We start from the raw sequence: 26,869 nt of genomic DNA, 5'->3' as shown, positions 1-26,869 counted from the left end.
TCATGGATGCATCTTCCTATGGTACCGATCGCCCATGGAGCGTATCGCTGATCCAGACCAAAATGATCCCGCCCCGTCTTCCGTCTGGCTGCGTGCAACGGCACGCGTTGCTTGAGCGGTTGCATGAACGACCACCGCGCAGCATAACCGTCGTGACCGCCCCTGCGGGTTTTGGCAAGACCACATTGCTTGCGGGATGGAGAGAAGCGCTGCTGGCGCAAGAACATCCGGTTGCCTGGCTCAGTCTCGACGAAGAAGACGATGATCCGCAGCTGTTCGGTGCCTATCTGGTGGCGGCACTCGCCCGGGCCTCCGCAGAGATTGCTGGCGAGGCGCAACAGCTCCTGAACAAAGATGCGCTGACTCCCATCAAAACAGTCATTTCAGTACTCCTGAACGGGATCGCTGCATGTGGGCGGAGCGTATTCCTCGTGCTCGATGACGTCGACCGTCTGACCGCGACACCCGTTCTTGCGATTGTGTCCCGTCTGCTGCGCTACGTCCCCGAAAACATGCACGTGCTGCTCGGAGCGCGCGGTGAACCGGCCTTGATGGTCGGTCAGCTTACGGCTCCAGAGAAGCTAATGCGTATCAATGCGGACGATCTCCGTTTTTCGATTGACGAGGCGCAGGCGTTTTTTGACCAGACAGGGACTGTGCCGCTCGACCGAACCAGTGTCGAGTTGCTGAACGAGGCGACTGAAGGGTGGGTGGCCGGCTTGCAGCTGGCTTCCCTTGCACTGAGCCAGGCGGGCGATGTGGCCAAGGTCGCCAGTCATCTGGCCGGAGCCAGCTCCGGGATCGATCGTTACCTGAACGATACGGTGCTGGCACATTTGCCGCCGCCGATGCTGAAATTCCTGATGTACACGTCGATTCTCGAACGGCTCAGCCCCGCCGTGTGCGATGCCATCATGGGAGGTGGAGGTGGAGGCGGAAGCGGAAGCGGCGAGAAGCTCGACTGGCTCGAGCGGCATAACGTGTTCATCCGGCCGCTAGATGAAACACGAGACTGGTACCGCTATCACGCACTGCTGTCCGAGGCGCTTCGGCGCCGCCTTATCCGCCTGATGCCACAACAGGTACCTTTACTGCATCACCGGGCGAGCCAATGGTTTGCAGGCTCACGTCTGTGGCCCGAGGCCGTCCGGCATGCGTTGGCCGCGGGGGAATTCGAGCAGGCGGCACAGTGGGCTCAGAACTGTGCGATCGAGATGCTCGAACGCGGTGACCCGTTCGCGTTGCTGGGTTGGATCGGGAAACTTCCACCGGATGTCGTCCAGGGACGGCTACGTTTGCGCCTTGCGAAAGCGTGGGCGTTCGCGTTCTCTTTTCAAACGTCTCGCGCATCGAGGGAGATTGATGCTGTTGCCGACGAATTAAATCGGGCGCGTCGCGATGATGGTGACATGGCAGAAGAAGCTGCATTGGCGGAGATCAACGCGGTCAGCGCGGTGGTTGCCGGTGTGAATGACAACAGCGAACGTGCGCTTGAGCTGTGGCGTGCCGCTGAGGCCTCGTTGGCGCCCGCCGCACCTTGGGTAAAGGGTTACGCGCAATCAGCGCAATACTTTGGGTTGATGTACAGGGGCGGGTTTGACCAGATACGTCGCATATGGGAGATCGCGAACGAGCGAGTGGACCAGAGTCAGGAGCCGAACTACTCAGATATATGTCGAGACACGGCATACGGTTATGCCGCACTCATACATGGCGAGCTGGCCGCAGCAAGGCAAATTCTTGAGGCGACTTTCCAGCGCGCCGAAAAGGCTTTAGGCTTTTTATCGCCGGGCGCGACCTGGGCGGCCGCTTGCCTTGCCTCGCTCTACTATGAGTGCAACGAACTGCCTGAAGCACGGAAGATGATCGCGGGTCGTACGACCATTGCGTTGGAGACCACTCCACTAGGTGCGCTGACGCGACATGTGCTTTCTGCGGGCCGCCTTCTGTGGCGCGACGGCGAGTCGGGTTCGGCGCTGGCGATTCTCGAAGACGGTCGGCAAGTCGCGATAGAGCGACAGTGGCTACGCCTCAAGTTGGCATGTGACGCTGAGGCCGTAAGATTGCTCCTTGACGCGGGTGACGTTACCAAGGCCAGACGGATCGCCGACGAACTGGGCGCAAGCATGCCAATGATGTGCGAAGGGCGGATGGGGTCCGCTGTGGAAACCTGGGCAAGCTATTGCCTTCTGCAGGCCCGCGTTCTGATTGCTGAGGACCACGCCGATGAGGCCGTCCCTCTTCTTGAACGTTCGCTGGAAACTGTGGAACCTATCGGCTTGCGTTTTCATGAGACGGTTATTTCCGTGCTACTTTCCCGCGCATTAGAACAATGCGGAGCTTCTGAAAGGGCGCTTGTCGCGCTCGGACGAGCGCTATGCATCGGAAGGGCGAGTGGCATGATTAACAGCTTCGTGGATGAAGGGCAACCGGTGCGCGTGTTACTGCAACGGTTTCGCCAGGTCTTAGGGGACGTCTCTAACGTCGAAACGGCCTATGTCGACAGATTGCTGGCAGTTTTCGGCGACCGTTGCGGATCAGCTGCGGCATCGTCCCCGTCTGTCAAGTCCGTGCCGATGTCGTCGGATGTTCTTAGTGTGAGGGAGTTGGAGGTACTCACGTGCGTTGCCCGCGGCCTTTCGAATAAGGAAATCGGCCGGTCGTTGAAACTGGCACCCGAGACGGTCAAGTGGCATTTGAAAAACATCTTCGAGAAGCTCGATGTAAGTTCACGAATTGAAGCGGTACAGAGAGTTTTTGGATTCGGGGATAGAGAGGGCCGTGCGGCCATGTAGGGGTCGCATTTAGAAAACGGAAAATAATCTGACCGGTCGCTGCCGTCCGCGGAATCGAGCGCAAAGTTCTGTCGTAAACAGGTGGGGCTCTTGCCTGTCAGGCTCGCGCGTTGGCGGATTGCGTTTGCCTCTTCTGGTGTCAACCCGAGAGAACCTAGAAACGCCAAATGCGAGTCGGGGTTCTCTGCCTCGAACTCGGCATGCCACCGATCCATATCGGCGTCATCAAAGCCGGCACCACGCAACATCGCAACCCATGCGACCTTTCCACGCGTGTGTCCTCGACGACGAAACGACGGTTGTGCTAGCAACGTGGCAAGCGCTTTCTGGCGGTGTCTAAGACGGGCGACTTCCTCCGTCAGTACCATCAAATGCGTTTCAAGGATCTGGGCGGCTGCATCTCCCTCATTCGCGAGCGTCTCCCGTATCGCGGCTAACGGCAGCCCGGCGGCCCGGTAAGCGCAGATCGCGCGCAGTCGCTCGCGTTGCGTCTCGTCGTAGAGCCGATAGCCCGCGGAATTGCGTCCGGACGGTACCAGCAGACCGAGCGCTTCGTAGGGAAGGAGCGAGGAGCGCGCGAGCCCTACCTCGCGAGCCAGTCGTCCGAGAGTCAGTCGTGTTATGACGGCAAGGGAAGTCGATCGGGTGCGAGAAAGCGATAGCGCGCATCGAAGCAGGCCAGCAAATCAGGCGAATAGTGCGCGGCGATAAGCGTGCGGCAATCGCCTGAAAACGCCGGTGCGCGCGCGAGAAAGTCCTCGAACGACAGCGAGGGATCCGAAGCTCCGGCGCGCGCCATAAGCCGGATCAGCGCTTCCGTCATTGTACGGTGGTATCGATCCGGTACGCCCAGGTGTGTGGCGTATCGCGCGATGCCGGCACAGGTCCGCTCAATGGCCTCGTCCAGTGCGAAGCGCTGCAAGTGAATCCACGCCACGCGCAGATGGTTGCGGTGATTGAACGCAGACGGTGGCAGCCGGCAGGCGAGGAAGGCTTCGAGGAACATGCCGTCGGTGAAATCGCGGGTAGTTTCCATCTGGATCGAAAGGATGTTTGTTGAACATGATCTCGATCGTGAAGGTGACTACGGTAGTAGGGTCAAGCGCATTTACGTTTATTTGAACGGAGTTTGTCGTTCTGAGTCGCCAGCTTCCTGGTCGCCCAAGGGCTGCCACCCAGCGGCTTTCTGGCGCGATCTGGCCTCGAACTACAAGAGCCGACCGGCGCCTGCGCTGCGTCCAGCGACCGGGCGCGACGGTCGCCTTCCCTGCACAGAGCCGACGACTGAACGTCGCGTTTGCTCAAGGAGCGAGTGGCGCTTCCTTGCCGAATCCGGAAGTTGAATGCGGTTCACCGAGACAAGCGTCGGCAACATCGACGATCGGCTCGCTGTCGGCGTGAGCTTGAGGAAACCGGTCAACGCACCTGATTTGAGTGAAGGTCCACCACGTTCCCGGTGGATCGTGCCCGAGCCACATCACAATGGCTGCGACCTTGGTTCGCAACCCCCATTGCCGCCAGTCAGCACCTGTTGGCGAAAAGTTTCCGTGAATATCCGTGTACAGGTTGCGGTCCAACCCATACTGCTTCAGATAGGGCGGATTGAGGCGCTCCTCGAGCGTAGCCGGCTCGCCATGCGCGATGCCGGCTTGCGCCATTGCCTCGTTCCGGTGGAAATCACTCACTGCATAGCCGATCACCGACAGTTCGAACAGCAATGCCCCGCCAACTGTCATGCACGTCACAATAATGCACAGCGAGAGCGCCCAAAGTACCCGCCTTCTGGTCGTCGGTGTCTTCATCACTATCGACCTCCTCCCGTCGTCGGGATTCGGTGCCATGCGGCGCTTCGTTCGCCACTCCAATGGCCGCTCGCCTTTGTCGCAACAGCCGACAACCAGGCCGTTTCACCGTCCGGTACGCGGTGCTTCAGGCCCTTTGTAGAATGTCGATCGCCTTGTCGGCATCGCCCAACGAGTCGACCGCGAGATAAGCAATGAACTGCGTGCCGAGTACAGCGGCCGAGACGCCGCGGAGGTTGATCCCCCCGTCCGCCAACACTTGGGTCAACTGTGCGATGATGCCCAGCTGATCCAGACCCATTACGCGCACAGAGTGAAGGCTCGGGGTAACGCTGAACCCCACCTGGGTGGCGGCACGGATCGCACTATCTCCCTGTAGCGGAGCAACAAATACGACCCCCTTACCCGATGTCTCGGGCGTGCGACGTGCCACGACGAACTGCAAGTCGACACCGGCATCCCGCAAGACGTTTAATACCTTCGCAAGGCTGCCCGGCTTGTCGTCGATGGTAGCCGCCCAAACATCGATACGTTCCACGCTCAGTTCCATGGCAGTCCCTCCCGCCTAACGAACCTCATAAGAAAAATCTACTTCACGAACGGCACGCGAGCAAGGTAGGCAGCGTAACGCGACGACCTCATCAGCCATTCGCACGAAAGTCGTGCGCTGCTCACCGGCTAGCTCAGCGACCGAACGCGAGACTTGCCGCAGTGGGCCACCGTCATTTCTCTGCTCGCATCGATGGCGTAAAGGTGATTCCTACCAGCAACCCTTCCGGGCCAATGAAGCGACTGACTGTCTGGCCCCACGGCTCGCTCCTGTTCCTGACCAGCATTCGATACCCTCGTGATTCGCGTTCTTCCGTAGCCGCTTCGACGTTGTCGACGTCGAACTCAATCCAGGCTTGCGGGATCGGCACGTCACGAGGCCACGAATCCGTGCCGAAGCACGACTGAGCGGCCTGCGGGAGCGGCCACAGGGCGAAACTGTTTGTCCCTTTTAGACTCTCCGTATGGAGGTAGCCGTCTTTCTCCTCCTTGAAAGGGATACCGAAGGCCTGACAATAGAGCTCGCGGCTTGCACGCGCTTCAATCACAATCGGGCCAAAACCTGCAATGAACAAGGCACGGGTACGTGCGATCTCTTGCATGGCTTCTCCTTTGCCGGGAACGAGCGGCTCCATGAGCAACGAACATGTCTGCCCGCACCTATCGCATTTCGAGCTGATGTCGCGGCCTGTCTTCAGGTAGCGCGGGGCATGGATGAGTGTAGGCTGGTTTCAGATGGCCGGAACGCGGACAAGTTCGTTTCGACGACACGGCCGCCGCCGGCCGACCCCGAGCGAACAACGCTACCTGCTCGCTTGGAGTCTGCTACCCGCGAGGTGGATGGTGCATCTCTTCAAAATCAGGCAAGCCTTCCTCAAAAAAAGCCCACCCGTCACGCAATCGTATCGATCACTCCGCCGTCCACGCGCAGCGCAGCGCCCGTGGTCGCCGAGGCTTGCGGCGAGCAGACGTACACGACCATGTTCGCCACTTCCTCGGTGCTGGCCGGCCGCTGGATGATCGAACTGCTGCGATGTTCCCGCACGAATTCGGTGGCGACCTGTTCGACGGTTTTGCCCTGCTCCTTTGCGGTGTCTTCCACCATCGAGCGGAAGCCGTCCGATAGCGTCGGTCCGGGCAGCACCGCGTTCACCGTCACGCCGCTGCCGGCCGCCTGCTTGGCGATGCCGCGCGCGATGCTCAACTGCGCGGTCTTCGAGAAACCATACGCGAGCATGTCCGCCGGAATATTCAACGCCGACTCCGACGAGATGAACACGACGCGCCCCCAGCTGCGGTCCATCATCCCCTTCAGGTAGTGGCGCGTGAGCCGCACGCCCGACATCACGTTGATCTCGAAGTAGCGCTCCCAGTCATCGTCCCCGGTGGTGAAAAGGTCGCCCGGTCCGAAAACGCCGAGGTTGTTCACGAGGATGTCCGCTTGCGGCACGGCTTGCGCCAGCGCATCGCAGCCCTCGCGCGTGCCGAGGTCGCCGGCGAATCCCTGCAAGCTCGCTTGCGGCGCTAACTTGCGGATGGTTTCGATGGCGCGGTCCACCGCTTCCTGTTTGCGTCCATTGACGATGGTCCGCGCCCCCGATGCGGCAATGCCGGTGGCGATCGCCAGTCCGATGCCGGCCGTGGATGCGCTGACGATAGCGGTCTTGCCCGATAGATCGATGTTCACTGTGCTGCTCCTTGTTGAAGTCGCGGCGAACCGGCCGCGGCCGGTCGTGCCGAAAAGCGCAAAGGGCGAAGTGTTCGAAGCGTCGAACTGAAAGTATCCCATCTATCCGGTTGTCCGTTTTCGCAGCAGGCGGCGCGCGGCGGGCGCGCGCGGTCGCTCGCATGCGCGTCGTTATAATGATTCGCTGTCCTTTCCCGGAGCTCCGAGCGCTCCTCGCCATGACATCCGACCACACCGATCCTGGCAACGAATCCCTCGAACTCGGCGGCTCCGTCTGGTTTCAGGCCGGCGCGCGCACGCTCGGCGGCGCGCCGCGAATCGCGCTGCTCGCGGCGATCGGCGAAACCGGCTCGATCACCAGCGCGGCGAAAGCGATCGGCATGAGCTACAAAGGCGCGTGGGACGCCGTCGACACGATGAACAACCTCGCCGGCGAGCCGCTCGTCGTGCGCCTGACCGGCGGCAAAGGCGGTGGCGGCACCACGCTCACGCCGCGCGCGATCAAGCTGATCGAGACGTTTCGCGCGGTCGAGCGCGAGCATCGGCGTTTTCTCGAACGCGCGGGCGCGGCAATCGAAGGTTTCGCGACGGATTGGGATCTGATCGGCCGCATCGGCGTAAAGACCAGCGCGCGCAACCAGTTCTACGGCACGGTGTCGACGATCACGCGCGGCACGGTCAACGACGAAGTCTCGCTGACGCCGCCTGGCGGCCACACGATCGTCGCCGTGCTCACGCATGAGAGCACCGAGACGCTGGGCCTCGTCGAAGGCGCGGCGGCGTTCGCGTTGATCAAGGCGTCGTGGGTCGTGCTGCTCTCGAGGACGCAAGCGGCGCGCCGCTCAGGCTGTCGGCGCGCAATCAGTTGCGCGGCACCGTGCAAAGCGTGAAGCGCGGCGCGGTGAATGCCGAGGTATCGCTGGCGCTTGCGGGCGGCGCGGTCGTGACCGCGGTCGTCACCAATGAGAGCGTCGATGCGCTCGATCTCGCGGAAGGCTCGAATGCTGTCGCGGCGTTCAAGGCATCGAGCGTGATACTCGGGGTGAAGGATTGAGCGCTGGACGAACGCCGGCGGCACAAGCGGACGCCGACCAGCGCCGCATGCCCGTCCACGTCAGGGCGCGCTCGGCGCGTAGCCGGCGAACGGCTGATTCTCGCGCACGCAGCCGTCGCTGACTTGCACGACCTGATCGCCGAACGCGGCGACATCCTCGGGATCGGGCGTGATCAACACCATCGGAATATGGAGTCGCGTTTGCCGCTCCGACAGCTCGTTGCGCATGCGCTGGCGCAATGCGCTGTCGAGTGCGGAAAAGGATTCGTCCAGCAACAGCAGGCGCGGTTGCGTGACGAGCTACCGCGCCAGCGCCACGCGCTGCTTTTGTCCGCCCGACAACTGCACCGGATGATTGTCCGCGACGCTCTTCAGTTCCAGCGCGCGGAGCCAGTAATCGACTTGCGGATGCGGATGCGCATGCCGCGTGCGCGGATTGAGCCAGCCCCGCTGCAAGCCGAAGCCGATGTTTTGCCGCACGTTCAGATGCGGAAACAGCGCGTAGTCTTGGAAGAGGTAGGCGATCTTGCGCGCCTGCGGTTTCAGATCGACACCGCGCGCGCTGTCGAACAGCGCGTCGCCATGCAGCGTGATCGCGCCTTCGTCGGGGCGCAAGAGACCGGCGATCGCCTGCAAGGTCAGACTCTTGCCCGCGCCGGACGGGCCGAACAGCACCAGGCGTTGCGTGGTCGCCCTGAACGACACGTCGAGCGTGAAGCGGCGCTCGGCGCTCCCGAAGGTCTTGCGGATGTCGACGGCGAGCGGCATGTCAGCGCGAACTCAACAGCGTGTGCTGCGGCACCAGACGGCCCGCGAGCAGCAGGATCACGACGCACGTCACCGAGGTCCGGAGCACGAGGAAATTCGCGGTGCTGTCTTCGCCGGCCTGCACGGCCGAGTAGACCGCCACCGAGAGCGTCTGCGTGCGGCCCGGCAGATTGCCCGCGATCATCAGCGTCGCGCCAAATTCGCCGAGCGCGCGCGCGAACGCCAGCAGGCCGCCGGCGAGAATGCCGCGTGTGGCGAGCGGCAGGGTCACGCGAAAGAACAGCGCTATTTCACTGACGCCGAGCGTGCGTGCGGCCCGCTCGAGTTGCGGATCGACGGATTCGAACGCGGCGCGCGCCGATTTCAGCACCAAAGGAAACGCCACCACCTTCGAAGCGATCACCGCGCCCTGCCACGTGAACACCAACTGGATATCGAAGCGGTCGAGCCCCGCGCCGATCACGCCGCGCCGGCCGAGCAGCACGAACAGGTAGTAGCCGAGCACCGTGGGCGGCAGCACGAGCGGCAGCATCAGCAGCGAATCGATTACATCGCGCGCGCGGCAGCGCCAGCGCGACAAACCGAAGCCCGCCGCGACACCGAACACCAGATTGGGCGCAGTGGCTCAGCCCGCCACTTTCAACGACAGCAGGAGCGGAATCCAGGCCTGTTGCATGAGCGTGCGCGATCCCGGTGACGTGAATGCGCGTTAGTGCGCGGGCCTGAAGCCGTACTTCGCGAGCACCGCCTGGCCGGCCGGCGAAAGCACGAAGTGCATGAACGCCTGGGCGTCGGCGGCGTGACGGCTGCCTTCGACCTGTGCGATCGGATACGTAATCGGCGTTTGCGTCGACACGTTCAGCGCGACCTTGACCTTGTCCGGCATGACCGCGGCGTCGGTGCTGAACACGAAGCCGGCGTCGACCTCGCCGCGCGCCACGTAGTCGAGGCTCTGACGCACGTTCGACGCCAACACGGCCTTCGCGCTCACCGCGTCCCACACGCCGGCGGCCTGCAGCACGCCCTGCGTATAACGGCCGACCGGCAACGATACTCATGCCGATGATTCAGCCACGCTAATGAAGCATGTGTGAAGCAGCGGGAACGCGTCAGACTTTGGACGTTTGCGGCGGCGCGAGCGTGTTGAGCGTCTGCGAGAGTGGCTCGATCGCGGCCGGGCGGACATCGCGCACGGCCTTCCACTTCGCGCGAATGAACGGCCTGTCGTGGCCGGACACCTTCAATGCGATGTGCGTGACCCAGCGCTGGGTCGGCACGTGCACGCCGTGCATCAGCACGGCGAGAACCAGCATGCTGACGGCGACGGATAAAGCCGACAGACGGCCCGGCTCGATATTCCACGCCATGCGCACGAACAGCAATGCGGCCAGCGCACCGGTCAAGCAACCGGTGACGGCCTCGGACGGTGAGTGAGCGCTCAGCACGACGCGCGACAAACCCACGGCGATACCTGCAGCCAGCCCGACCAAAACGCCGAGCAGACGAATCGCCGGGCGCGCCGGCAGCAGCATCAGAAACAAAGCGACCGGATAGACGGCGGTAGACAACATGGCATGGCCGCTGACGCCGGTGAAATCCAGCTCGCGCACGCCTACACCCCAGCCGAGGAACGCCAGCTTGGTCACGGTGACGACGCCGATGGCCGCGCCGAGCAACAGCAGCCAGCCAGCCGCCATGCGCCACGAGTAGCCGAGCGCCAGCCAGAGGGCGACGGCGAACGCGAGCGGCAGAGTCATGCCGGCCCCGCCGAGACTGGTGATCGAATACCACAGATGAATAGGTAAATCGGGCATGGCAGGAGTGAGTGCGACCTGGGGTCGCGTAGCATCAGGTTGGTGAATAAATCAACGCGCGCGGCGCGAAGCGTCGACGCGGAGTAAGCCCGCGCATCCATTGATTCATCCGCCAGTATAGACGGGTGTGACAGTGCGGTCTCGCCGCGCGCGGCGCAGTTGGGCCGCCGCGCTGGCCAACGGACGCTGGCTCGCGAACGCGCTTGCAGCGGTTTGACGCCAGGGAGGCTACGAGGTTCGCCCAGCGGAAATTTAGAGTGGGGTGCTCTTCCAGGACGGCAGCATCGCATGCGGATTGATGTTATTGTGCATTGCACAAGAAGCATCGCTGCATTTTATCGAACAATCCTGTCCCTTTTTGCGAGGTCATTCGCCGATGGCAAAAAGTCTATCGAAAATCTGGCTGCGCGGTCTGAAGCGCTTGCTCGCCATTCAAACCGAGCACGCCCAAAAAACCACCAAGCGCATCACGGCGCGGCCCACGCGGGCGGCCACCACCAAGCCGTCCGCCAAGGTTCATCCGGTCAAACCGACGGCTGCGCTGCGCACCCCTGTGAAGCGCGAGGTGCCGCGCGCCGCCGCCCGCGAGTCGCGGGTGCGCCCGCGCGCGTCGGCGTGGACCAGCGGTTCGTGGACCCGCTCGTTCCATTCCGCGCCGGCAGCGCCGGGGCGGCTCGTCAATCATCTTCAATACGGGTTGTATGTCCCGACGGGTCATGCGCTCGAGGCGATGCCGTTGGTCGTGATGCTCCACGGCTGCACGCAATCGGTCGACGAATTTGCCGAAGGCACGCGGATGAACGTGCTGGCGGATCGCTACGGTTTTGCGGTGGTCTATCCGGAGCAGTCGAAACACGCGCACTCGCACCGCTGCTGGCACTGGTACGACGCCGGCGAAACCGCCGGCGGGGCTGAGGCGCTCGCGGTGGTGTCGCTGGTCGATGCGCTGGTGGCGGAGCATGGATTCGATCCCGAGCGCGTGTATGTCGCCGGAATCTCTGCCGGGGCGGGGCTGACGGGGCTCCTGGCCCTCAAATATCCAGGACGTTTTGCCGCGGTCGCGCTCCATTCCGGCCCGGCTCTCGGCGAAGCCCGCTCGGGCATTACCGCGATGGACGTGATGCGGCGCGGCGCTCGCCGCGAGCCGGTGGCGCTCGCCGACGAGGTGGTCGACGTGGCCAACTACCCCGGCATGCCGGCGCTCATCATCCACGGCGACGCAGATCACGTTGTCGCGCCGGTCAATGCCGACCAGCTTGCGGCGCAATTTCTCCGCCTGAATCGGATCGTCGATGCAAACGGCGCACGCAAATCCGGCGAAGTGCGGGAAGAGCGCAAGGGCGGTGTGGTGACGCGCGATCACGTGCGCAGCGGGCGCCGCGTAGTGCGTCTGTGCCGCGTGCAGGGGCTCGCCCATGCTTGGAGCGGCGGTGACGACGCGGTGCCGTTTCACTCCGCCAAAGGTCCGGACGCAAGCGCGATGGTGTGGGAATTCTTCAAGCACCAGCGCCGCACAGGCGCTACCCGGACCGCTGAAAGTGCCGCCGCAGCGGCCTCCTGAGGGCGACGGCGAGATTGGAGCAACACTTCGAAATGAACAGTGGCGTGATCCTAGGGTTTTCCCTATAATAGGGGTTATCACCTAGGCGTTAACGCCTGAATTCATTGCCGAGGTTCTTCATGTATCTGCTTAGCCGCCTGTTTCTGCTTCTGACCAAGTCGCCCGACCAACTCGCGAAAGAACGCGCTGATGCCTACTTGGCTGAGGCGACCGATCTGTACGATCTCGAATTCCGCATGCGCAAGCTGGACCAGGAAGTTAATGTCCGCCAACCGTCGTGGATGAGCCAGCACTAAGCTGAGCAACCCAAAACATCGGCGCATAGTGAAACGCCGGCGATGCGCCGGTCAGGCTGTCATCGAGAAGAAGTGTTCATCCGGCTTCAGACCGCCGGATTCAAATGCCACAGCGCGTGATTCAGCACCTGCCGGTGCCGATCAAATGACGTAAGCGAGCGCTCACTTGCCGAAACGGGCCAGTGTACGCGCGCGCGCTTCTGCGTGATCGACAATTGGCCGCGGATAGTCCTTACCCAACTCCACACCGAATTCCGCGAGCCGCTCGGCGCCGGCCAGCCACGGCGCGTGAATCCACTTGGCCGGCAGCTTCGCAAGCTCGGGCAAATAGCGTTTGATGAACCGGCCCTCGGGATCGTATTTCTCGGATTGCGTGATCGGGTTGATGATCCGGAAATACGGCTGCGCGTCGCATCCCGTCGACGCCGCCCACTGCCAGCCACCGTTATTCGCCGAAAAGTCGAAGTCGTTCAGTTGTTCGGCGAAGTAGCGCTCGCCGAGCCGCCAGTCCACGCCCAGATCCTTCACCAGAAAACTCGCCGTCACCATCCGCAGACGGTTGTGCATGTAGCCGGTGCGGTTCAGTTGCAGCATCGCGGCATCGACCAGCGGGTAGCCGGTGCGGCCATCGCACCACGCGGCAAATGCCTCGTCGGCCTGCGGGCCTCGCTCCCAGCGCAGCCGGTCGTACTCTGCCTTGAACGACGCGCCACTCGCGAGGCGCGGATGGTGCGCGAGAATCGTGAAGTAGAAATCGCGCCAGATGAGTTCCGACAGCCAGACGGCCGCGCCTTGCCCGTCGGGTTGCAACGACATCTCGTGGGCAAGGCGCGCGAGCGTGCGGATCGAAACCGTGCCAAAGCGCAGATGCATCGACAGATAGCTCGGGCCCCTGGCGGCCGGGAAGTCGCGCCGCTCCGCGTAGCTGTCGATGCGGGTCGTGAAATCGTCGAGCAGACGTTGCGCGCCGCTCATGCCCGTGGGCATCTGCAACTCCGCGAGGTTGCTCGGCGCGAAGCCGAGTTGATCGAGCGTCGGCAATTGGCGGTTCAGGTTCGGCGGTGGCGCGTCCAGATGTTTCGCGTAGGTTTCCACCGGATACGGTTTCAGATCGAAAGCCGTCACTTGCTTGAGCCATGCGTTCTTGTACGGCGTGAACACCGTGAACGGCTTGCCCTGGCCGGTCACTATTTCGTCGCGTTCGAAAATCACCTGGTCCTTGAACGTCAGCCACTGGCGCCCGGCTTCGGCGAGCCGCTGATGCACTGTCTCGTCGCGCTCGATCGCGACCGGCTCGTAATCGTGATTCGCGAATACCGCGTCGACACCGAGTTGCTCGGCGAGTTTGGGCACGAGGTCGGCCGGATCGCCGTGCAGCACGATCAGGCCGCCGCCGTTTGCACGCAATGCGTCGTCCAGTTCGCGTAGCGCCGCGAGAATGAGTTCGATGCGGCGGTCCTGCACCGGGGTGTCCGAATGGCGAGCCTCCCAGGCGTCGATGAGCGGTTGCAGGATCGTCGTATCGAACACGAACGTGCACCAGACGCGCTCGCAATGCTTGAGCGCGTAGTAGAGCGCGGCGTGGTCCGTGCTGCGCAGGTCGCGGCGAAACCAGACCAGGCCGGTGTCGAAGGTGTCGTTCAGGCGGCGGACGCGTGTCATCGGGGTGGTCGGTGAGGTGAGGGGTTTGCCACCGTGGATTGCAAATTGAAAGCGAGGGCGGCGCGGACCGGAGACGCAGATTGCGTGCCGCGTTCACCCATGCATCAGCGCCCGCCCCTATTTTGCAGGGTGCGGGCGCTGGTTGCGGCGGGCGGCGGTTCTGCCGCAGCGCTGCGGCGATTCATCGGTGCTTCATCGATACTGCCGCTTACGCAATATGCAGACGCACCGCGACGTTGTTGCGAGTAGCGTTCGAATACGGGCACACCTCATGCGCCGCGTCGACCAGTTCCTTGGCCGCGTCAGCGGGCAGGCCCGGCAGCGAGATGCGCAGGTCGATGTCGAGCGCGAAGCCGCCTTTGTCGTTCGGACCGATGCCCACTTGCGCGGTCACTTGCGTGTCGGCCGGCAATGTCTGCTTCTTCTGGCCTGCGACGAATTTCATCGCGCTCAGGAAACACGCCGAATAGCCAGCCGCGAACAGCTGTTCCGGATTGGTGCCCACTGCGCCATTGCCGCCCAGTTCACGCGGTGCGGCCAGCTTGACGTCCAACGCATTGTCCGACGATACGGCGCGGCCGTCGCGGCCACCGGTGCTCGTTGCGCTTGCTTTGTAGAGGATGTTCACGGTGTTGCTCCTTGTCTGGGTTGTGCTGGATCGACTGCGGTTGTCAGGGTCTGCATGCTTGCCGCCGTTTGCTTGCCGCCGGTCTGGCGGTGCGCTATCGGAGCGGCATGTCGTTAAGATAGTACACAAATAATTTGTGTGCAAACTAATTTTTGTATCGACACGATAGCTTGCCTTTTGCAGCAGGCAGGCGGGCGGGCTATTGATCCATGTAGTCGTTGAGCGTGGCGCGCAGGCGGGTCAGGTCGTCGCGCAGACGCAGCAGGAATTCCGGCGTCTGCTGGGTCGCGCAGAAGATTTCCGCGGGCACTTCGCGCGCCTGGCGCTTTAGTGCCGTGCCGGCCTTGGTGAGCCGGATATAGACGAGCCGCTCATCGTCGACGCCACGCACGCGTTCCAGCAGGCCTTGCGTTTCGAGGCGCTTGAGCAGCGGCGTGACCGTCGCCGAGTCGAGATTCAGGCGCGCGGCCATGTCCTTGACGGTGACGTCGTCGCCCTCCCACAGCACCAGCATCGTCAGATATTGCGGATACGTGAGGCCCAGCTTCTCGAGCAACGGCTTGTACGCTTTCGTCATGGCAAGCGAGGTCGAGTAGAGGGCGAAACAGAGTTGCTCGTCGAGCGTGAAGGGCAAAGTGGGGCGCTGGGTCATGGTGCATCTCGCGTAAAAAGAGCGTGCAAATGGATTGCGTGCAAACCATTGTGCCGCAATTCACTGCGGCTTGACGAGTGCTGCTGGGGATCGGGCGAAACGCAGACGCCGGGCGCCGCGTGTGGGAACGAGCGCGGGCGCCAGAACGGCGCCCGCGCCTGAGCAGCATTCAAGCCGCCGGGGTGGTCGGCAGGTCCGGTGCCGTGGGCGTTTGCACGCCGAAGCAGCCGCGATAAGTCGCGTAGAACGAGCAGTACAGCATGGTCGTGACGATCATCGTGGCGGGCATCAGGATCGCGAACGCGAAGTCGGCCGCGCCCAGCGCCTGCATCAGCGCGGACAGGCCGATCGATACCGTTACCGCAACGGCGAACCACAGCGCGCCGAACACGATGAACGCGCCACGATTGCGCCAGCAACTGACGACGCTAAAGAACATCGCCTTCACGGGCGGCACGTCATGCCACGCGACGAGAATCGGCGAGAACCAGAAGATCATGGCCACCGGAATATAGAACACGAGGGCCGCGATCACCGCGAGCGGAATGTTGCTGTTGGCAATTGCCTCCTGATCCATCGCGCCGCCGCCGCCGAGCATCACCTTCAGCAGCATGCCGCCGTCGGCGAGCGCCGAGCCGGCCAGCACGAGCCCCATCGCGACGACATACAGCACGCCGAGCACCAGCAGCCGCCTCGCGACCAGCGGGCCGTACGAATGAAAGCCGTCCACCAGGATGGTCGGGAACACCGGCTTGCCGGCGATCGTGTTGCGGCACGCCGCCATGAAGCCAACCGCGACGCCCGGAATGAACGCCAGCGGCAGCACGCCGCCGATCACCGGAATCTGCGACACGAGCGTCATGACCAGCAGATAGGTGAAGAACAGCGTGAGGAATGCGAGCGGGTTCTTGCGGAACAGCCAGATACCCTGCCGGAACCACACGTAGCCGGTTTTCGCGGGGACTTCGATCAGTTGCATGGGGTATGGATGCCTGGATGTGCAACGCCGGACAGGCGTTCGCGCAGAATGCGCTCGAAATGGCCGGGGTCGTGCGGCTTGAGCAACTCGGCCGCGCGCGGCAAATGAAAATCATACAGGCGCGAGACCCAGAACCGGTACGCGCCCGCTCGCAGCATATCGCCCCAGTGGCGGTTCTCTTCGCGGGTGAACGGGCGCACGGTCTGATAGGCGCGCAGCATGGCTTCGGTGCGCGCATCGTCCAGCTTGCCGGTGGCGAGGTCGACACACCAGTCGTTGACCGTCACCGCGACGTCGAACAGCCACTTGTCGCAACCGGCGAAATAGAAGTCGAAGAATCCGCCAAGGCGCACTTCATGGCCGGTGTCCGGCGCGGCGTGCGCGAACATCGCGTTGTCGCGAAACAGATCGGCGTGGCAAGGGCCCTCGGGCAGCGCGGCGTAATCGGCGGACGCGAAGAAGGCTTCCTGATACGCAAGTTCGGACGATAGCAGGTCGCGCTGCGCGCCTTCAAGAAACGGCAGGATGGTCGGCACGGTTTCCTGCCACCACGGCAGGCTGCGCAGATTCGGCTGGTAGCCCGTGTAGCCGCGTCCGGCGAGGTGCATGCGCGCCAGCATCTGCCCGACTTCGATGCAGTGCTCGACGCCCGGCGACAACTCCGGCGCGCCTTCGAGCTTGGTCACGATGGCCGCGGGCTTGCCGAGCAGCATGCCGAACAGCGCGCCGTCCTCGCGCGGCATCGGGTCCGGCACCGGCACGCGGTGCGAGGCCAGGTGGCGCATGAGGTCGAGGTAAAACGGCAGTTGTACGGCAGTCAGCTTTTCGAAAATCGTCAGGACGTATTCGCCGCGCGTCGTCGTCAGAAAGAAGTTGCTGTTTTCAATGCCGGACGAGATGCCACGAAACTCGACGACATCGCCGAGATCGTAGTGACGCATCCATTCTGCTAGTTGGGGTTCGTTGACAGCGGTGAAGACAGCCATGCGGGAAACGTCGGATCAGGTTGGTCGGGCTGGCGCGATGCGGCCAGTGCGATATGTGGCAAATGCGGTGCTGAAAAACGATGCTGAGCGCTGACGCTCAAGGCCGCGCAGCGAACGCGGCAGGGTGGCGCCGCATCGGGTGGGAAGCGCGGCGGCCACATCGGGCCGCCAAACCGACAGGCATCAATAGTGCAGATTCACCGACGGATAGCGCGTGCTTGGGTGGCCGTTGTCGTGCACGGTGGGCGACGTGTCGAGCGGCGCGCTCATCTGGTAGCGCGTGCCGAGATTCGAATGCACGTTGATTTCAACCGGCTTGCCCTTGTCGCGGTATTCGGTGATTTCAGTGCCGTTGCCGCTGCGCTCGTAAAAGCTCGGCGTGCGCGGTACGTTGATTTCGACCTTCGAGCTGGCCTGGGCGGCCGGACGATTGATCTTCACCAGATCGGGCAGACCGGCCCGTTCATTGGCGGACTGGGGTGCGTCGGCGGGCGGAGTGTCATCGACAGGCTGGGCAGCCATCGCGGCGTTGCCAAAGGCGAGGACCAGTGCAACGGCGACGGGAAGGAGCGGCTTCATGGTGATTCTCCAATATGGTGCCCCGATTCTAGCAAATCCAGCCTGGTGATCGGGCGCGGCGGCCTTATTTTGCGCCGCTTTCACGCGAAGCGCCCGCAATCTTGCGAACAGTGTGGCGGCATGTGTTGCAGGCACCGCCAGGTGATTTGGCGAACCCGTGTTCCGTGGTAATGTCGTCTCATCAATAGGGGCGAATGATGATGAACAACGATACCAATCAACGCGCGGTGCAGACTCCCGCCAACAGCTTCCCAACCGAATCGTTCGACGACGCGACCGAGGCTGTCACCCGCCTCTCGGCGATCTACGAAGCGAACACCTCGTTTCTGCGCGATGCGTTTGCGCGCTATCGCCGCAACGAAAAGTTCGAGCGCCGCGTGCGCGCCTGCTATCCGTTCGTGCGCGTGTGCACCGAAGTCAACACGCATGTCGACTCACGCCGCTCGTACGGTTTTGTCGCCGGTCCGGGCGTGTTCGAAACGACCGTGACGCGGCCCGATCTGTTCGGCGACTACTATCGCGAGCAGTTGCGTCTGCTGGCGAAGAACCATCATGTGCAGATCGAGGTCGGCGTGTCGGACCAGCCGATCCCGATTCATTTCGCGTTCGCCGAGGGCATTCATCTCGAAGGCGATCTGGACCGCGAGCGCCTGTTCCTGATGCGCGATGTGTTCGATACACCGGACCTCGCACTGCTCGACGACCGCATTGTCAACGGCACGTATGAGCCGGCGCCGGGCGAGCCGCATCCGCTCGCGCTGTTCACGGCGGCGCGCGTCGATTTCTCGCTGCATCGGCTGAAGCACTACACGGCTACATCGCCCACGCATTGCCAGAATTACGTGCTGTACACGAACTACCAGTTCTATATCGACGAGTTCGTCAAACTCGGCCGCACGATGATGGCTCATACCGACGACGCCGAACTGCGCGCCTATCGCTGCGAATACACGTCGTTTGTGGAGCCCGGCGACGTGGTCACGTACAACGAGAATCTCGGCGAACAGTCGCAGGAAGGCACGGCGCCGCCGCGTCTGCCGCAAATGCCCGCGTATCATCTGAAGCGCGCGGACGGCAGCGGCATCACGATGATCAACATCGGCGTCGGGCCGTCGAACGCGAAGACCATCACCGATCACATCGCCGTGCTGCGTCCGCATGCGTGGATCATGCTCGGCCACTGCGCGGGTCTGCGTAATACGCAACGCCTCGGCGACTACGTGCTCGCGCACGGCTATGTGCGCGAGGACCACGTGCTCGATGCCGACCTGCCGCTGTGGGTGCCGATTCCGGCGCTCGCCGAAGTGCAGGTGGCGCTGGAGCGCGCAGTCGCGCAGGTCACGCAGCTGGACGGTGTCGAGTTGAAGCGCGTGATGCGCACGGGCACGGTGGCGAGCGTGGACAATCGCAACTGGGAGTTGCGCGATCATCGCGAGCCGGTGCAGCGGCTGTCGCAAAGCCGCGCGATCGCACTCGACATGGAAAGCGCGACGATCGCCGCGAACGGCTTCCGCTTCCGGGTGCCTTACGGCACCTTGCTATGCGTGTCGGACAAGCCCCTGCATGGCGAATTGAAGCTGCCGGGCATGGCGGATCAGTTCTACCGCGCGCAGGTCGATCAGCATCTGCAGATCGGCGTGAAGGCGATGGAGATATTGCGCACGAACGGGTTGCATCGTTTGCATAGTCGTAAGCTGCGCAGCTTCGCTGAAGTGGCGTTTCAGTAAGCGCGGCGTTGGCGGGCAGTTCGTGCGTGCCGGTGTAATGCGTCTGAGAGCGGCCCTGGTTCAGCCGGCTTACGTTAGAGAGTCGCGTTAGAGCTGCCCGAACCCCGTGAGCCCGATCAAACTGCCAGCAGCCAGCAGCCACAACGGATGAACCCGCGTCTTCAACGCCATTACGGCGGTGAACACGGTGATCGCCCACGCAATCGCGGTGGGGTTCGACGCTTCGGCGATCAACGCCGCGCTCGCCGCGATGATGCCGGCCGTCACCGGCATCAATCCCAATTGCGCGTAGCGTCGCCACGGACGGTCCTTGAAGCGGTCCCACGCGTGCAGCGCGATGATCGTCACGAGCGATGACGGCCCGAACTTGGCCACCGACGTCACCAGCATTCCCGCCCAGCCGGCCACATGCCAGCCGATCAGCGTGACGATCATCAGGTTCGGGCCGGGCGCGGCCTGCGCGAGCGCGAATAGCGCGCTGAATTCGCTGGCGGGCATCCAGTGATGCACGTCCACCACCTGACGTTGCATCTCCGGAAGGATCGTATTGCCGCCGCCGAACGCGAGCAGCGAAAGCTGACTGAAGATCGCGGCAAGCGAAACAAGCGTGTCGTTCATCGTGCGCTCCTCGCTGCGAGGTAGATGCTGAGCGGCGTCAGCACCAGCATGGTCGGCAGAAGCGGCAGCCGCAGGATCGCAATCGCGACGAAGCCGAGCGCGGCGATGAGTGCGGCGAGCGGCCTGTTGCGCAACGGCAGCACGATCCTGACGGCCATCGAGATCAAAAGGCCGGCCGCGGCCGCGGCGAGACCGGCGAACAGATGGCGCACGTGCGGGTCGTTTTGCGTGTGTTCGTAGACCACGCCAAGGCCGATCACCACCAGCGAAGGCCCCGCGATCAACCCAAGCAAGCCGGCCAGCGCGCCGGGCACGCCGCGAAAACGCATGCCCATCGCGACTGAAAGATTGATTACGTTGCCGCCCGGCAGGAATTGGCACAGGCCGAGCAGGTCGGTGAATTCCTCGGCGCTCAGCCAGCGGCGCTGTTCGACCAGCGTGCGGCGCGCGAGCGGCAATGCGCCGCCGAATGAGATCAGCCCAAGGCCGAGAAAGCCGCCGAAAATTTCGCGCAGCGTCGGTGTGGGCGCAAGTGAGGCCTCGGGGGATGAAAGATTGTGGTCCATGTCGCTTACTAGCTTCCAGTTCAAGCTCAGGAGGTTAGCGCCGAACCGGCGGCGAGCAAAACGGTTTTTGCGCATGACCGCAAGCGCGATGCGAAGGGCACGGTGAAACGAAAGCGGGCAGCCCGAAGGCTGCCCGCCAGAATCAACGTACCGGGTTCAGTGCATCACATCACAGGTAGAACATCCGGTCCTCATCCGACTTGGCCGGATGAGGCTCGGCTTCTTCACGGTCTTCGTAGAACTTCAGCACCGCTTCGAGCACCTGGTCCGGATCGTCGATCACCTGCATCAGGTCCATGTCGGTCGGATTGATCAGGCCCATCGGCGTGAGCGAGCTCTTGAACCAGGCAAGCAGGCCTTCCCAGAACTCCGCGCCGACCAGGATGATCGGCACATGGCGCGACTTCTTGGTCTGGATCAGCGTGAGCACTTCGGCGAGTTCGTCCAGTGTGCCGAAGCCGCCCGGCATCACGATCACCGCGTCCGAGTTCTTCACGAACGTGACCTTGCGCGTGAAGAAGTGGCGAAAGCGCAGCGAGATGTCCTGCCATTGGTTGCCCGATTGCTCGTGCGGCAGTTCGATGTTCAGGCCGACCGAAGGCGCCTTGCCCGCATGCGCGCCCTTGTTGGCCGCTTCCATGATGCCGGGGCCGCCGCCGGAGATCACCGCGAAGCCGGCGTCCGACAGCTTGCGCGCAATTTGCGTAGCGAGTTTGTAGTACGGCGAATTAGGTTTCAGGCGCGCCGAACCATAGATGCTGACGGCCGGGCGAATCTCCGAGAGGTACTCGGTCGCCTCGATAAACTCTGCCATAATCGTGAACATCTGCCACGATGCGCGGGCCTTCTTGGCCGTTGCGCGCTCTTGATCTGCGAGTGATCGCAGACTCGGAATCACTTTTCTCTTAGTCATAATGCCTGAAGAACGAAGCCTTGAAGGTAAGACCCTGCTATTGGTCGACGGTTCGAGTTATCTGTACCGGGCCTACCATGCGATGCCTGATCTGCGCGGCCCCGGGGGCGGTCCGACGGGTGCGCTCTACGGGATGATCAACATGCTGCGGCGCATGCGCAAGGAAGTCACAGCAGAGTATAGCGCGTGCGTGTTCGACGCCAAGGGCAAAACATTTCGCGACGACTGGTATCCCGACTACAAGGCGAATCGTCCGTCGATGCCGGACGACCTGTCGCGCCAGATCGAGCCGATTCATGTGGCCGTGCGCGCGCTCGGCTGGCCGCTGCTGATGATCGAAGGCGTCGAGGCCGATGACGTGATCGGCACGCTCAGCACCGCGGCGGAACGGCGCGGCATGAACGTGATCGTGTCGACTGGGGACAAGGATCTGGCGCAGCTCGTGTCGGATCATGTCACCCTCATCAATACGATGACCAACGAAAAGCTCGACCGCGCCGGAGTGATCGCCAAGTTCGGCGTGCCGCCGGAGCGCATCATCGACTACCTGTCGCTGATCGGCGATACCGTCGACAACGTGCCGGGCGTCGAGAAATGCGGGCCGAAAACCGCGCTCAAATGGCTCACGCAATTCGACTCGCTCGATGGCATCGTCGCACATGCGGACGAGATTAAAGGTGCGGTAGGAGACAATCTGCGGCGTGCGCTCGATTTCCTGCCGATGGCGCGCAAGCTCGTCACCGTCGAGCGCAATTGCGATCTGACCGACCATATCGCGTCGATCGAGGAAAGCCTGCCAAGCCGGCCCGAATCGCGCGAGGAACTGCGCGACGTATTCACGCGCCACGGCTTCAAGACCTGGCTGCGCGAAGTGGAAATCGCGGACGCGGTGGAAGGCCCGGAAACCGACGTGCCGCCGGCCCTGTCGGTGGATCACGAGCGGCACTACGACACCGTGCAGACGTGGGAGCAGTTCGACGCATGGCTCGAAAAAATCAACGCGGCTGAACTGACCTCGTTCGATACCGAGACCACCGCGCTCGATCCGATGACGGCGCAGATCGTGGGCTTGTCGTTGTCGGTGCAAGCCGGCCGCGCCGCTTATGTGCCGCTCGCGCATCGCGGCCCGGACGCGCCCGTGCAACTGCCGCGCGACGAAGTGCTCGCGAAGCTCAAGCCGTGGCTGGAAAGCGCGGAACACAAGAAGGTCGGTCAGCATCTGAAGTACGACGAACAGGTGCTGGCGAACTACGGCATCGAAATGCGCGGTATCGAACACGACACGCTGCTGCAATCGTACGTGCTCGAATCGCATCGCACGCACGACATGGACAGCCTCGCGCTGCGCCATCTCGGCATCAAGACGATCAAGTACGAAGAGGTCGCGGGCAAGGGCGCGCAGCAGATCGGCTTCGACGAAGTGGCGTTGGACAAAGCCGCCGAATACGCGGCGGAAGACGCCGACATCACGTTGCGTTTGCATCAGGCCTTGCATCCGCAGGTGATGGCGGAGAAGACGCTCGACTACGTCTACCGCGGGATCGAAGTGCCGACCTCGCGTGTGTTGCGCAAGATGGAGCGCACGGGCGTGCTGATCGATGCGGAAAAGCTGCGTCAGCAAAGCAGTGAAATCGCCACGCGTTTGATCCAGCTCGAAGGCGAGGCGTACACGCTGGCCGGCGGCGAATTCAATCTGGGCTCGCCTAAGCAGATCGGCCAGATTTTCTTCGAGAAGCTGGAGCTGCCGGTGGTGAAGAAGACCCCGAGCGGCGCGCCGTCCACCGACGAAGAAGTGCTGCAGAAGCTCGCGGAAGACTATCCGCTGCCGAAGATCCTGCTCGAGCACCGTGGTTTGTCGAAGCTGAAGTCGACCTACACGGACAAGCTGCCGCGCATGGTCAACGCGCAAACGGGCCGCGTGCATACGAATTACGCACAGGCCGTGGCGGTGACGGGGCGTCTCGCGTCGAACGATCCGAACCTGCAGAACATACCCGTGCGCACCGGCGAGGGCCGCCGGATTCGTGAAGCGTTCATTGCGCCGCCGGGGCACAAGCTCGTTTCGGCCGACTACTCGCAGATCGAATTGCGCATCATGGCGCACATTTCCGGCGACGAATCGTTGCTGCGCGCGTTCTCGCAAGGGGAAGACATCCACCGCGCCACCGCGGCGGAAATCTTCAGTGTCACGCCGCTCGAAGTGTCGAACGATCAACGGCGCGTGGCCAAGGTCATCAACTTCGGCCTGATCTACGGCATGAGCGCGTTCGGTCTCGCGTCGAATCTCGGCATTACGCGCGACGCGGCCAAGATGTATATCGACCGCTACTTCGCGCGTTATCCGGGCGTCGCGCGCTATATGGACGAAACGCGTCTGAGCGCGAAGGCCAAGGGCTACGTCGAAACGGTGTTCGGCCGCCGCCTGTGGCTGCCGGAGATCAACGGCGGCAACGGCCCGCGCCGCCAGGGCGCCGAGCGCGCCGCGATCAACGCGCCGATGCAAGGCACGGCCGCCGACCTTATCAAGCTGTCGATGATCGCGGTGCAGAAGTGGATCGAAGACTCGAAGATCGGCACGCGCATGATCATGCAGGTGCACGACGAACTGATTCTCGAAGTGCCGGACGCCGAATTGTCCGATGTACGCAAGCGCCTGCCCGAGTTGATGTGCGGGGTCGCCGACCTGAAAGTGCCGCTGGTCGCCGAAGTGGGCGCCGGCCTGAACTGGGAGGAAGCGCATTGACGCGCGGGTGACAACGCGCGATATCGTCGTGCGCATGTCACACATGCGAATTGATGGCTTGTGACAATCCGTGCTGCTCGCGGACAATCGCTGAAACACGGCGCGCTGGCTGCGCGCCGTTTGCGACGCATAATTCATCGGCAAACACGGAGAGTGCAATGCATCGATTTATCGTCGTTGGCGGGGGTGCGGGAGGGCTGGAACTGGCGACCCGGCTGGGTGATCGCTATGGAGCCGGGAAAAGCAAGAGCGGCGCGCGGGCGCAGATCACGCTCGTCGACCGTAATCCCACGCATATCTGGAAGCCGCTGTTGCATGAAGTGGCGGCCGGCAGCATGGACCCGTTCACGCAGGAACTCGAATACGCGGCGCAAGCGCGCTGGCATGGCTTCGAGTTTCAGCAGGGCGAGCTGACCGGGCTCGATCGCACGAACAGGCGCCTGACGCTCGGCCCCGTGCTCGACGAAGACGGCGCCGAGCTGCTGCCCGAACGCGAGCTGGAATACGACACGCTGGTCGTCGCAATCGGCAGCACCACGGCGTTCTTCGGTGTGAAAGGCGCGGCGGAATTCTCCCTTGCACTCGACACGGTCGGCCAGGCCGAGCGGTTCCGCAAGCGTCTGATCGCGGCCTGTATGCGCGCCGAGCATCAGGTGCATGAGCCTGTCGAATCGCGACCGGGACCCGGCACGTCGACATCTGGTGAGCCGCGCATCCAGGTGGCGATTGTCGGCGGCGGGGCAACGGGGGTCGAACTGTCGGCGGAATTGCGCAACACCGCGCAGGTGCTGTCCGCGTATGGTCTGCATAAGCTCGATCCCCGGCATGACGTCGGCATCGTATTGATCGAAGCGGGGCCGCGTATTTTGCCGGCCTTGCAGGAGCGCGTCTCGACGGCGACCGCCGAACTGCTCACCAAGCTCGGCGTGAAGCTGATGATCGGCGAAACGGTGGCCGAGGTCGCGCCCGGCATCATCCGCACCGCGAGCGGGCATACCGTGCGCGCGGATCTGACGGTGTGGGCGGCGGGCATCAAGGCGCCGCCCGTCTTGAGCCAGCTCGACGGCCTGACGGTCAACCGGCTGGGGCAGCTCAACGTGCGCCGCACGCTGCAAACCGAAATCGACGACAACATCTTCGCGCTCGGCGATTGCGCCGCGTGTCCGTGGCCGGGCAACGAGCGCAACGTGCCGCCGCGCGCGCAGGCGGCGCATCAGCAGGCGAGCTTCTTGCTGAAAGCGTTGGCGGCGCGGCTCGACAACAAGCCGCTGCCGGAATTCACTTATCGCGACTTCGGCTCGCTGGTGTCGCTCGGGCACTTCAGCGCGGTCGGTAACCTGATGGGCGGGGTGATCGGCGGCAACATGCTGATCGAGGGGCTGTTCGCACGCTTCATGTACATGTCGCTGTACCGGCTGCATATCGCGGCGCTGCACGGCTACGCCCGCATGGTGCTCGACACCTTCGCGCACTGGCTGCGTCGCTCCACATTGCCGCGCGTCAAGCTGCACTGACGGCGCAGGCGACGGTTGATTCTGCAACAGGATGCGGGTGAGGCGTATCCTGTTGCCTCCAACAATCAATCGAGGAGCGCGCATGCTGAAACCCGAAATCGATAGCCTGGTTCCCCACGTTCCCTTCAATCGGCGCACCTTCATCAAGGCCGCGCTCGGCTCCGGTTTTGCGGCGGCCGTGCTGCCGGTCTCGGCGCAAACCATCCATACGGATAGCGACGGCCTCGAAGCCGGTGAAATTGCCGTGCATTCGGGCGGCACGCTGGTGCCGGCGTATCGCGCGCAGCCCAAGGGCAAGACGCATTTGCCGGTGATCATCGTGATCCATGAGGCGTTCGGTGTGCACGAGCATATCGCCGACGTATGCCGCCGTTTTGCGAAGCTCGGCTATCTGGCGATTGCGCCGGATCTGTTTGTCCGCGAAGGCGATCCGATGGTGTACCCGACTATCCAGCAGCTCAGCACGCAGATCCTCGACAAGGTACCTGACGAGCAGGCGCTGGCCGATCTCGACGCGACCGTCGCATGGGCGGGCGAGAATGGCGGCGATCTGAACCGGCTCGGGGTGAACGGTTTCTGTTGGGGCGGCCGCATCGCCTGGCTGTATGCGGAGCACAACCCGCGACTCAAGGCGGCGGTCGCATGGTACGGGCGCGTGGGCGGCGACCATACCGCGACCACGCCGGCGAATCCGCTCGACCGGGTTGGCGATCTGCATGCGCCGGTGCTGGGGCTCTACGGCTTGCAGGATCAGGGCATCCCGCAAGCCACGCTCGAGCAGATGAAGCAGGCCATCGCGCAAGGTCAGCAGGCGGGCCGTGGCTCGCAGTTCGTCGTGTACGACGATGCTGGCCACGCGTTTTTCGCGGATTACCGGCCGACCTATAAGAAGGCCGATGCAGAAGATGGCTGGCGCCGTACGCTAGTGTGGTTCAAGCAGCATGGGGTAGCTTGAGGCGCGTAGCCTGAAGCTTTC

Annotated in this window: 23 protein-coding genes and 4 pseudogenes; 8 read left to right on the top strand and 19 right to left on the bottom strand. The window is 63.1% G+C overall.

Annotated features, from left to right (window positions below; all coding sequences use genetic code 11):
* Positions 1–2: 2 nt before the first annotated feature.
* Positions 3–2,795, top strand: coding sequence for a winged helix-turn-helix domain-containing protein (locus tag PQR02_RS18920; RefSeq protein ID WP_408234034.1), 2,793 nt, complete (start codon positions 3–5; stop codon positions 2,793–2,795).
* Between the two features lie 320 nt (positions 2,796–3,115).
* Here PQR02_RS18920 and PQR02_RS18915 read toward each other — a convergent pair.
* The 6 genes and pseudogenes from PQR02_RS18915 to PQR02_RS18890 all read right to left on the bottom strand — a co-directional run.
* Positions 3,116–3,394: pseudogene (locus PQR02_RS18915) on the bottom strand (MerR family transcriptional regulator); the annotation flags it as partial.
* A gap of 20 nt (positions 3,395–3,414) precedes the next feature.
* Complete coding sequence (locus tag PQR02_RS18910; protein WP_408234031.1) at positions 3,415–3,801, bottom strand: hypothetical protein; 387 nt, start codon at positions 3,799–3,801, stop codon at positions 3,415–3,417.
* A 295-nt stretch (positions 3,802–4,096) separates the two neighbouring features.
* Positions 4,097–4,597, bottom strand: coding sequence for a hypothetical protein (locus PQR02_RS18905; protein WP_408234028.1), 501 nt, complete (start codon positions 4,595–4,597; stop codon positions 4,097–4,099).
* A 127-nt stretch (positions 4,598–4,724) separates the two neighbouring features.
* A complete protein-coding gene (locus tag PQR02_RS18900; protein ID WP_408234025.1) occupies positions 4,725–5,147 on the bottom strand; it encodes an ACT domain-containing protein in 423 nt (140 codons plus the stop codon).
* Positions 5,148–5,319: 172 nt separating this feature from the next.
* Positions 5,320–5,748 (bottom strand): VOC family protein, encoded by a 429-nt coding sequence (locus tag PQR02_RS18895; RefSeq protein ID WP_408234022.1) that lies wholly within the window; start codon positions 5,746–5,748, stop codon positions 5,320–5,322.
* A gap of 290 nt (positions 5,749–6,038) precedes the next feature.
* Complete coding sequence (locus tag PQR02_RS18890; protein WP_408234019.1) at positions 6,039–6,833, bottom strand: SDR family NAD(P)-dependent oxidoreductase; 795 nt, start codon at positions 6,831–6,833, stop codon at positions 6,039–6,041.
* 218 nt (positions 6,834–7,051) lie between these two features.
* Between PQR02_RS18890 and PQR02_RS18885 the strand changes: the two are divergent.
* A pseudogene (locus PQR02_RS18885) lies at positions 7,052–7,887 on the top strand (TOBE domain-containing protein).
* A 60-nt stretch (positions 7,888–7,947) separates the two neighbouring features.
* On the opposite strand, the pseudogene PQR02_RS18880 reads toward PQR02_RS18885, so the two are convergent.
* From PQR02_RS18880 to PQR02_RS18865, 4 genes and pseudogenes are all read right to left on the bottom strand, one after another.
* Positions 7,948–8,655: pseudogene (locus tag PQR02_RS18880) on the bottom strand (ATP-binding cassette domain-containing protein).
* A gap of 1 nt (position 8,656) precedes the next feature.
* Complete coding sequence (gene modB, locus PQR02_RS18875) at positions 8,657–9,265, bottom strand: molybdate ABC transporter permease subunit (RefSeq protein WP_408234173.1); 609 nt, start codon at positions 9,263–9,265, stop codon at positions 8,657–8,659.
* A gap of 99 nt (positions 9,266–9,364) precedes the next feature.
* Positions 9,365–9,706 (bottom strand): annotated as a pseudogene (modA, locus tag PQR02_RS18870) (molybdate ABC transporter substrate-binding protein); the annotation flags it as partial.
* Positions 9,707–9,764: 58 nt separating this feature from the next.
* Positions 9,765–10,469, bottom strand: coding sequence for a phosphatase PAP2 family protein (locus tag PQR02_RS18865; protein WP_408234016.1), 705 nt, complete (start codon positions 10,467–10,469; stop codon positions 9,765–9,767).
* A 376-nt stretch (positions 10,470–10,845) separates the two neighbouring features.
* On the opposite strand from PQR02_RS18865, the gene PQR02_RS18860 reads away from it, so the two are divergent.
* Together PQR02_RS18860 and PQR02_RS18855 are read left to right on the top strand one after the other, a co-directional pair.
* Positions 10,846–12,030: an extracellular catalytic domain type 1 short-chain-length polyhydroxyalkanoate depolymerase gene (locus PQR02_RS18860; RefSeq protein ID WP_408234013.1), complete on the top strand. Its 1,185-nt coding sequence runs from the start codon at positions 10,846–10,848 to the stop codon at positions 12,028–12,030.
* Between the two features lie 119 nt (positions 12,031–12,149).
* Positions 12,150–12,326 carry a DUF3563 family protein gene (locus PQR02_RS18855; RefSeq protein WP_408234010.1) on the top strand — a complete coding sequence of 59 codons (177 nt, stop codon included), beginning with the start codon at positions 12,150–12,152 and terminating at the stop codon, positions 12,324–12,326.
* Between the two features lie 162 nt (positions 12,327–12,488).
* Here the strand turns inward: PQR02_RS18855 and PQR02_RS18850 are convergent, their stop codons facing one another.
* The 6 genes from PQR02_RS18850 to PQR02_RS18825 form a co-directional block, all read right to left on the bottom strand.
* On the bottom strand, positions 12,489–13,988 hold the full coding sequence (locus PQR02_RS18850; protein ID WP_408234007.1) for a cryptochrome/photolyase family protein: 1,500 nt from the start codon (positions 13,986–13,988) through the stop codon (positions 12,489–12,491).
* Positions 13,989–14,196: 208 nt separating this feature from the next.
* Positions 14,197–14,616, bottom strand: a complete 420-nt coding sequence (locus PQR02_RS18845; RefSeq protein WP_408234004.1) for an organic hydroperoxide resistance protein — start codon at positions 14,614–14,616, stop codon at positions 14,197–14,199.
* Between the two features lie 199 nt (positions 14,617–14,815).
* Complete coding sequence (locus PQR02_RS18840) at positions 14,816–15,268, bottom strand: MarR family winged helix-turn-helix transcriptional regulator (RefSeq protein WP_408234001.1); 453 nt, start codon at positions 15,266–15,268, stop codon at positions 14,816–14,818.
* Between the two features lie 169 nt (positions 15,269–15,437).
* On the bottom strand, positions 15,438–16,247 hold the full coding sequence (locus PQR02_RS18835; protein ID WP_408233998.1) for a BPSS1780 family membrane protein: 810 nt from the start codon (positions 16,245–16,247) through the stop codon (positions 15,438–15,440).
* Positions 16,238–17,233: a homoserine kinase gene (locus PQR02_RS18830; RefSeq protein WP_408233995.1), complete on the bottom strand. Its 996-nt coding sequence runs from the start codon at positions 17,231–17,233 to the stop codon at positions 16,238–16,240. The genes PQR02_RS18835 and PQR02_RS18830 overlap by 10 nt, the downstream gene beginning before the upstream one ends.
* Before the next feature lie 183 nt (positions 17,234–17,416).
* Positions 17,417–17,812 (bottom strand): hypothetical protein, encoded by a 396-nt coding sequence (locus tag PQR02_RS18825; protein WP_408233992.1) that lies wholly within the window; start codon positions 17,810–17,812, stop codon positions 17,417–17,419.
* A gap of 200 nt (positions 17,813–18,012) precedes the next feature.
* Between PQR02_RS18825 and PQR02_RS18820 the strand changes: the two genes are divergently transcribed.
* Positions 18,013–19,539 (top strand): AMP nucleosidase, encoded by a 1,527-nt coding sequence (locus PQR02_RS18820; protein WP_408233989.1) that lies wholly within the window; start codon positions 18,013–18,015, stop codon positions 19,537–19,539.
* 87 nt (positions 19,540–19,626) lie between these two features.
* On the opposite strand, the gene PQR02_RS18815 is transcribed toward PQR02_RS18820, so the two are convergent.
* The 3 genes from PQR02_RS18815 to PQR02_RS18805 form a co-directional block, all read right to left on the bottom strand.
* Positions 19,627–20,157 (bottom strand): chromate transporter, encoded by a 531-nt coding sequence (locus PQR02_RS18815; protein WP_408233986.1) that lies wholly within the window; start codon positions 20,155–20,157, stop codon positions 19,627–19,629.
* A complete protein-coding gene (locus PQR02_RS18810; protein WP_408233983.1) occupies positions 20,154–20,723 on the bottom strand; it encodes a chromate transporter in 570 nt (189 codons plus the stop codon). Before PQR02_RS18810 ends, PQR02_RS18815 begins: the two co-directional genes overlap by 4 nt.
* Before the next feature lie 169 nt (positions 20,724–20,892).
* Positions 20,893–21,636 (bottom strand): LOG family protein, encoded by a 744-nt coding sequence (locus PQR02_RS18805; protein WP_408233980.1) that lies wholly within the window; start codon positions 21,634–21,636, stop codon positions 20,893–20,895.
* A 1-nt stretch (position 21,637) separates the two neighbouring features.
* On the opposite strand from PQR02_RS18805, the gene polA reads away from it, so the two are divergent.
* From polA to PQR02_RS18790, 3 genes are all read left to right on the top strand, one after another.
* On the top strand, positions 21,638–24,379 hold the full coding sequence (gene polA, locus PQR02_RS18800; protein ID WP_408233977.1) for a DNA polymerase I: 2,742 nt from the start codon (positions 21,638–21,640) through the stop codon (positions 24,377–24,379).
* A 158-nt stretch (positions 24,380–24,537) separates the two neighbouring features.
* Positions 24,538–25,893, top strand: a complete 1,356-nt coding sequence (locus PQR02_RS18795) for an NAD(P)/FAD-dependent oxidoreductase (protein ID WP_408233974.1) — start codon at positions 24,538–24,540, stop codon at positions 25,891–25,893.
* 82 nt (positions 25,894–25,975) lie between these two features.
* Positions 25,976–26,848: a dienelactone hydrolase family protein gene (locus PQR02_RS18790; RefSeq protein WP_408233971.1), complete on the top strand. Its 873-nt coding sequence runs from the start codon at positions 25,976–25,978 to the stop codon at positions 26,846–26,848.
* The last annotated feature ends 21 nt before the right edge of the window (positions 26,849–26,869 follow it).

Origin of the sequence: Paraburkholderia sediminicola (assembly GCF_046026895.1) — a bacterium.
GTDB classification, from domain to species: domain Bacteria; phylum Pseudomonadota; class Gammaproteobacteria; order Burkholderiales; family Burkholderiaceae; genus Paraburkholderia; species Paraburkholderia sediminicola_C.
Note: the sequence above shows the minus strand (reverse complement) of the source record. Positions and strands in the feature narration are given on the sequence as shown.